The 6,285-nt window shown below is 32.4% G+C and carries 10 protein-coding genes and 1 pseudogene; 3 read left to right on the top strand and 8 right to left on the bottom strand.

Annotated features, from left to right (window positions below):
- Window positions 1-195 (top strand): transposase (locus A9G31_RS11320; protein WP_141671338.1); only part of this gene is annotated, 195 nt, incomplete at its 5' end.
- 47 nt (window positions 196-242) lie between these two features.
- Here A9G31_RS11320 and A9G31_RS01415 read toward each other — a convergent pair.
- The gene (locus A9G31_RS01415; RefSeq protein WP_141671337.1) at window positions 243-581 is read right to left on the bottom strand and encodes a YggL family protein; all 339 of its coding nucleotides are present in this window, start codon (window positions 579-581) and stop codon (window positions 243-245) included.
- A gap of 152 nt (window positions 582-733) precedes the next feature.
- Window positions 734-1,916, bottom strand: a pseudogene (locus A9G31_RS01410) (DEAD/DEAH box helicase); the annotation flags it as partial.
- Window positions 1,917-2,376: 460 nt separating this feature from the next.
- Here A9G31_RS01410 and A9G31_RS01405 point away from each other — a divergent pair.
- Together A9G31_RS01405 and A9G31_RS01400 are read left to right on the top strand one after the other, a co-directional pair.
- Window positions 2,377-2,562, top strand: coding sequence for an ABC transporter substrate-binding protein (locus tag A9G31_RS01405; protein WP_065560108.1), 186 nt, complete (start codon window positions 2,377-2,379; stop codon window positions 2,560-2,562).
- Between the two features lie 134 nt (window positions 2,563-2,696).
- The gene (locus tag A9G31_RS01400; protein WP_065560107.1) at window positions 2,697-2,879 is read left to right on the top strand and encodes an ABC transporter substrate-binding protein; all 183 of its coding nucleotides are present in this window, start codon (window positions 2,697-2,699) and stop codon (window positions 2,877-2,879) included.
- A 17-nt stretch (window positions 2,880-2,896) separates the two neighbouring features.
- Here A9G31_RS01400 and A9G31_RS01395 read toward each other — a convergent pair whose 3' ends face one another.
- The 6 genes from A9G31_RS01395 to A9G31_RS01370 all read right to left on the bottom strand — a co-directional run bounded on the left by A9G31_RS01395 (window position 2,897) and on the right by A9G31_RS01370 (window position 6,276).
- A complete protein-coding gene (locus A9G31_RS01395; RefSeq protein WP_065560106.1) occupies window positions 2,897-3,328 on the bottom strand; it encodes a hypothetical protein in 432 nt (143 codons plus the stop codon).
- Between the two features lie 260 nt (window positions 3,329-3,588).
- Window positions 3,589-3,795, bottom strand: a complete 207-nt coding sequence (locus A9G31_RS01390) for a hypothetical protein (RefSeq protein ID WP_065560105.1) — start codon at window positions 3,793-3,795, stop codon at window positions 3,589-3,591.
- A gap of 356 nt (window positions 3,796-4,151) precedes the next feature.
- Window positions 4,152-4,688, bottom strand: coding sequence for a 6-phospho-3-hexuloisomerase (gene hxlB, locus A9G31_RS01385; RefSeq protein WP_065560104.1), 537 nt, complete (start codon window positions 4,686-4,688; stop codon window positions 4,152-4,154).
- Window positions 4,689-4,697: 9 nt separating this feature from the next.
- A complete protein-coding gene (locus A9G31_RS01380; RefSeq protein WP_065560103.1) occupies window positions 4,698-5,348 on the bottom strand; it encodes a ribulose-phosphate 3-epimerase in 651 nt (216 codons plus the stop codon).
- 18 nt (window positions 5,349-5,366) lie between these two features.
- Window positions 5,367-5,885 carry a YjbQ family protein gene (locus A9G31_RS01375; RefSeq protein ID WP_065560102.1) on the bottom strand — a complete coding sequence of 173 codons (519 nt, stop codon included), beginning with the start codon at window positions 5,883-5,885 and terminating at the stop codon, window positions 5,367-5,369.
- Between the two features lie 106 nt (window positions 5,886-5,991).
- Window positions 5,992-6,276 carry a PTS sugar transporter subunit IIB gene (locus A9G31_RS01370; protein WP_065560101.1) on the bottom strand — a complete coding sequence of 95 codons (285 nt, stop codon included), beginning with the start codon at window positions 6,274-6,276 and terminating at the stop codon, window positions 5,992-5,994.
- Window positions 6,277-6,285: the final 9 nt, after the last annotated feature.

Genomic DNA, 6,285 nt, shown 5'->3' with positions numbered 1-6,285 from the left:
CGTAATTATGGTAAGGATATAGATAAAAGCAGTATGGATAGGTGCCTTTATCGCTATCGTCATTTAGTCGAGAATGCCTTTGCTAGAATCAAGCAATATCGTTCAATATCAACTAGATACGATAAGTTAGAAAGGAATTATGCCAGTATGGTATCACTGGCATTTATGTTAATGTGGCTGCCAATGTATTGTTGAGTAATTTATGTACAGCAAAGATCAACAGCCCCTAATTACTTAACAAATTAAAACTCTAACTCATCCCACCAAATATCGATAAGTGGACTGGTTTTGACATTTTTTAAGCCGTGACTTTCAAGCCATTTTATGACAACGTCACGATGCTCATCAGTACAGTTGCCGAGTTTTTGAGTACAAATAATACCTTTCCAATTCAAATAACCACTCCCCTCATAAGCTAAACCATTGGGTTGAATAGCTTCAAGAATAAATTGGTCAACAATATTATCTAAAGTTTCTTCAGTTATACCTTCGTCAAACGACCAACTAACGGTAAAACCTAATTCTTTAAATTCTTCAATGTGTAATTTTTTTCGTAAACGTCTGCTGCGATTTACCATAATAATTTCCTTCTTATTTTTATTAAATTAAGTTTGCTTATTTTTAGTGTGATTATGTTTATTGGAGTTTTTCACACCATTTTGATTGGATTGCGACGATCGATTTGAAGATGAACCTCTTCTTTTTGCTGGCGCAAGCCTTGGTGACGATTTTTTTACAGGTTCAGCTTTAATTTTAGGATCAACTTCAAACCCTTTAGTTGTTAATTCTGGAATCGTTTTTTTAGTTAATTTTTCAATTGCTTTTAATTGTGGCAATTCATCAATGCACACAAGCGAAAGAGCTTGCCCTTGATTCTGCGCTCTCCCTGTTCGACCAATACGATGAACATAATCCTCAGCAACTTGTGGAAGCTCATAATTAACAACGTAAGGTAATAACTCTATATCAAGACCTCGAGCGGCAATATCTGTGGCAACCAATGCCCTAATTTGTCCGCTTTTAAAATCAGCTAATGCTTTTGTTCTAGCTCCTTGGCTTTTATTACCATGAATTGCAGCAGCCTTAATGCCATCTTTGGTTAATTGATCTGCCAAATGATTAGCACCGTATTTAGTGCGAGTAAATATTAGCACTTGTTGCCACTGATTTTTACCAATTAAATAAGAAAGTAACTCACGCTTACGACGTTTATCAACCCGATGCACATATTGCGTGATCTGCTCTGAAGCACTATTGGTTTTAGCAACCTCAATCAATTTTGGTGAATGTAAAATTGTTTCGGCTAAGGCTTTTATTTCGCTTGAAAAAGTCGCTGAAAACATTAAATTTTGGCGTTTTTTAGGTAACTTAGCGATCACACGGCGAATATCATGAATAAAGCCCATGTCTAACATACGATCGGCTTCATCCAACACCAACATTTTAACAGTAGCAAGATCCACCGCATTTTGTTGTACTAAATCAAGCAACCGCCCTGGTGTTGCAATCAAAACATCAACACCACCGCGTAACTTCATCATTTGCGGATTAATACTCACCCCACCAAAAACTACCAATGAACGAGTGGGCAAATAACGACTATAATCGCGAATATTTTCGCCTATTTGCGCAGCCAGTTCGCGCGTTGGGGCTAAAATCAAGGCATATAAAGGACGTTTGCCTTTTTTAGGTTTTGGATTATTAGCTTTTTTTGTTTGCTGTTCAATAAGCTTTTGTAATATTGGTAAACCAAAGCCTGCCGTTTTACCTGTTCCTGTTTGTGCACTCGCCATAACGTCTTTACCAGATAAAATTACAGGTATGGCTTGTTGTTGAATGGGAGTTGGATCGGTATAGTTTTGTTCTTGAATTGCTTTTAAAATCTTGGCATCTAAACCAAGAGAGTCAAATGACATGAAATGTATCCTAAATAAACGAAAAAAATTATTCATATGCATTATAAAGCAATTCAATAATATTTGTCTGATTATTTAGCAAATTTACTTACCGACTATTATGTATGCTAATTTAAATTTTAAAATATTACACAAATCTTTATTTAAAATTATCGGACCACCTTTAATATATAACTATGTTATAAAAAATAGTATTGATTCTAATTGTGTTTATCCATCAAAAATATAAATGATATTTATTATCATATAATGATTATGTTAATATTTTACTTTTTAATAATAATTTACTGGATTAAACATGCCTTTAAACGTTAGCCACATTAAAAAGCTATTAATTGTCTAACTTTTATCGATTTTTAGCTTTAACTGTTTTGCAAAAGATAATATCACTTTTGCAAACTTCCGAGATATTTGCGATTTGAATCCACACCTTTATGGGAGTGAAATGTAGGCTCAAAATATGCTCTATGGGTCGCTTGTTCATTATAATCAAGATAGCACATTTTCTCCTTGGCTTGCTAAAAGTTGGACTATTACAAACCAAGAAAAAGCCAATATGTTTAAACTGAGAAAAGATGTTACCTTTAGTTATGGTGCTAAATTTGATGCTCACAGTGCAAAATTAAACTGGGATGTCATCCTGTAAAATAAAGTGCGCCATACATGGCTTGAAATGGTACGTTTAATTACTGAATTCAAAGCGGTAGATGATTATACTCTTCAAGTTAATCTGTCAGAGCCTTACTCCCCGTTTTTAATTAAATTGCAGTAACCAGACCCATGCGCTTTATTTCACCGAATTCAATGATCGATGGTGAAACAAAAAATGGCGTTAAATCTTATATTGGTACAGGCCCTTATATTTTAGGTGATCATAAAAAAGATCAGTATGCTGTTTTTAACGCAAATCCTAACTATTGGGGTGTTATGTATAATAATCTCAAAATAAAGTGTCAACAATAGCGATAAATTTAACCTATTTAATTTTGTTCTTCACAAATTTCATCTATTGATAACGTTGCTGGCACGTTACGATCATCATTGAATTGAAAACGAAATAAAAACCGAATATCATAAGCACGTAACACTTCAATCACGTCTTGATTATTACAAAATTGAGCATTAAGCCCAAGCCTTATATCTTCTGTAATATCTTCTATTGACACGCTTTGGCTATCGGTCGGCATGTTATATTCAAAAACGATACTATTAGGGTTACTAAAAATGTTAGTTATTTCATAACCCGCATCCATTTGAACCGGAAATTCACCACCTTCACCTAATATCGACCTTTTGGCACTATCGGCAAAGGCTTTGGTTATGTTTGCTGACGGTGGTAAATCGGTACTATATGCGCTCGAAATCATAAAAAAAGCAGAAAATAGCACTACCAATTTCATTAGTTTTTTCACTTCAATAATCCTTAAATTTAGACTTAAATAGTCATATTGATTTTATTATAAAAAACATCTAAATGAAAAACAAATCAAACAACTTACCATCAAAATAAACAGTTCATAAAATAAGTATAACTATATGGAAAAATTGATATTTAAATTTAATTGTGACGTTGTCACACATATAACTTGCAATAAAAAAGATCGTTATAAATCGATGTAATCTAAAAAGGTAACCATATTGGTTACCTTTTAATAGTATTAACGGACTAATATTACTTTTTATTTGGATGAGGATCCTTAACTGAATCACCCTGTCCAGACATAATATACCAGCCATTTTTGCTATGTGGCTTTTTATTATAATCAGGGCAAGGAGGTAACGATTTCTTACTTTGGTTTGAATAAATATAGCTACAGTCAGCGCACTTATAAGTGCCAGATGAAACATCACTACCGTATGGAGCAAATTTTTGTACCATTATAAGTACCTCCTAAATTAAATTAGTGACAAACCCAATGCTTATCACTGTTATATCTAAGCGCTCAATTAAGAAAAAAGCAAGTGTAGTTTTTAAAAATTTTTCAATAAGCGAGTCGTTTTAGGGATATAAAAAACTCTTCGATAGACTATTGATTTTATTGAAGTTTTTTATTTTAACGAAATTAATAATTTATATATTCGATTATAAAATTTATTTTATTCAGATTGACTTGTTAAACATTTCGACACTAATAACTAATGTATCGTAACAGCAGCGATAAGCTGCTATTAAAACTTATGCATTTTGATAAAACTTTCTCAAATACGATAAGTTTTATGTACAAAATGCAAAAATCACTCAATATTTGCATGTCGCATCTTCATTACATCTGGAGTCTGTTGTAAGCTTTCCATCAAACTATAAATAAGGCTATCATATGTCAATAAAGATAGTTGCTCAAATATACTACCCATTGGTTGGTTTAATTTAACTACTTTGATAGGAATAACAACAATATTATCGGCTAACTTTGCCAAAGTTGAGGTGCTATTTGTTGTTAATAATATAACTTTAACCCCCAATTTTTTTGCTTGTTGTGCATAGGCAATTAAACTTTTAGTTTCACCCGAGTTAGAGCCTAGAATAAGCAAATCGCCTTTATTTGCTCTAGGTTTGCTGATTTCGCTAATTAAGCTGACATTCAAACCTAAATGCATTAATCGATTAGCGAAAGCGCTTATCATTAATCCTGAACGCCCTGTCCCAGCTAAAAATAGATGTTTAGCTTTAATAATAGCATTTTTGAATTCATTTAATTGTATTTCGTTTATTGCATCTATTTGTTCCGAAACTTCAGTTAATATATTGTTTAATATTTCTTTTATACTCATTTCATATCCCTAATTTATTGCCACTTTTAATTTTTCAATATTGTTTTGAATATCATTATTGTTAAAAATAAATCCACCTGAAACAATATTATTAGCGCCAGCTTTTACACATGGCGATATGGTTTGGTCTGTAATATTCCCATCTACTTGAATATCATAATGATAATTTCTCTCTTTTCTTTCTAAATTCAGTTGTTCAATTTTTTGTAACGTGAATGGTAAAAAAAATTCGTTTTTTTGGCCTGGGTTAACTGTCATTACAAGGATAAGATCAATAAACGGTAATAGCATTTTTATTTGTTCTACCGAGGTGCTTGGATTGATAGCTAAACCTACTTTTATATTACTATTTTTTATTTTATTGATTATAAAAGAGTGATGAACCGTTGCTTCATAATGAAAAGTGATAATATCTGGTTTAGCTTCAATAAAGTCTAATATCGTTGATTCAGGCTTTTCAACCATTAGGTGGCAATCTAAAATAAAATTCGTATGTGATTTCAAATTTGACACAAACCCTGCATTGAAACCTAAATTTGGCACATAGTGATTATCCATTACATCAATATGTAAATGCGTAATACCAAGCAAATCAAGCTTATCTAATGTTTCTTTGATAAAGTAAAGATCTGAATTAAATAACGATGGAGACAAAATCATGGTTATCCCCCCTACCTCTTATTCGCAACCCATCAACATAAAATTAACATTACGGGTTCTTTCTCGTAATGCATCCCAATCAACAAAATAAACACGTCCTAGTTCCCCCATGAGAGGCTTGCCATTTTTAATAATTAACACAATCGAAAAACTACCAAACAAAGAAGATTTAATATGTGCATCAGTATTGAGCATTACCCATTTTTCGGCAGGATAATTAGGATCACTTAAATTTAAACCAAACTCAACATGCTTAGGTCCCGGGCTGTTGTATTGATTTTCGCTAGTCATTTTAGGGACTATTTTTTCTAAAATATTATTAATATCAACGTGTAAAAACTCATCACCAAAAAAGTTAGTATCATGCATGCATTCATCAAAAAAAAGCGAGCAAGTGGTATGTGTTGTAGTGATGGTTAGTTGTCCGTTTTGGATATTTGATTGCTCAATAAAGCGGTTCAACTCATCGGTAATATCATGATAAGAGTGCCTGCCAGCAACAGTTTGTATTTTCATGGCGTGATGCAAAATGTTCATATTAATCTTGTTCCTTAGGAATATGCCCCATTTACTTGTTATATATTAGATTAAACAACAAAGTAAGTGGGACGCTGTTTTATACACTTTATTTAATAATGTAATACTAGATGGTTAAGCGTTTTTTTAGCTCAACAAAAAACTCGTTTAATCCAACCCCGGTTAATAAAGGTAAGCCATTTATGACTTTATCTTTGATTGATTCAGGCACAATAGTTGTGCTGATAACGACATCATATGAATCAATTTTATTTAATTCATCAGCTATTTTTGATTGATAGATTTTTACATTTTCCGTCAATTTTTCATCGTTGAGCCATTTCGATACTTTGCTAACCGCAATAGTTGATGTTGCATGCCCTGCACCACACATAATGAGTAAATTTTTCATATTGATTTA

This window comes from Gilliamella sp. Gris1-4, from assembly GCF_001690335.1.
Classification (GTDB): domain Bacteria; phylum Pseudomonadota; class Gammaproteobacteria; order Enterobacterales; family Orbaceae; genus Gilliamella; species Gilliamella apicola_P.
Note: the sequence above shows the minus strand (reverse complement) of the source record. Positions and strands in the feature narration are given on the sequence as shown.

Bases quoted from the DNA above. Each gene is read 5' to 3' on its own strand.
- A9G31_RS01405 (WP_065560108.1), top strand. From the start codon at position 2,377: ATGCTCTATGGGTCGCTTGTTCATTATAATCAAGATAGCACATTTTCT.
- A9G31_RS01400 (WP_065560107.1), top strand. From the start codon at position 2,697: ATGCGCTTTATTTCACCGAATTCAATGATCGATGGTGAAACAAAAAAT.
- A9G31_RS01390 (WP_065560105.1), bottom strand. From the start codon at position 3,795: ATGGTACAAAAATTTGCTCCATACGGTAGTGATGTTTCATCTGGCACT.
- hxlB (WP_065560104.1), bottom strand. From the start codon at position 4,688: ATGAGTATAAAAGAAATATTAAACAATATATTAACTGAAGTTTCGGAA.
- A9G31_RS01380 (WP_065560103.1), bottom strand. From the start codon at position 5,348: ATGATTTTGTCTCCATCGTTATTTAATTCAGATCTTTACTTTATCAAA.
- A9G31_RS01375 (WP_065560102.1), bottom strand. From the start codon at position 5,885: ATGAACATTTTGCATCACGCCATGAAAATACAAACTGTTGCTGGCAGG.
- A9G31_RS01370 (WP_065560101.1), bottom strand. From the start codon at position 6,276: ATGAAAAATTTACTCATTATGTGTGGTGCAGGGCATGCAACATCAACT.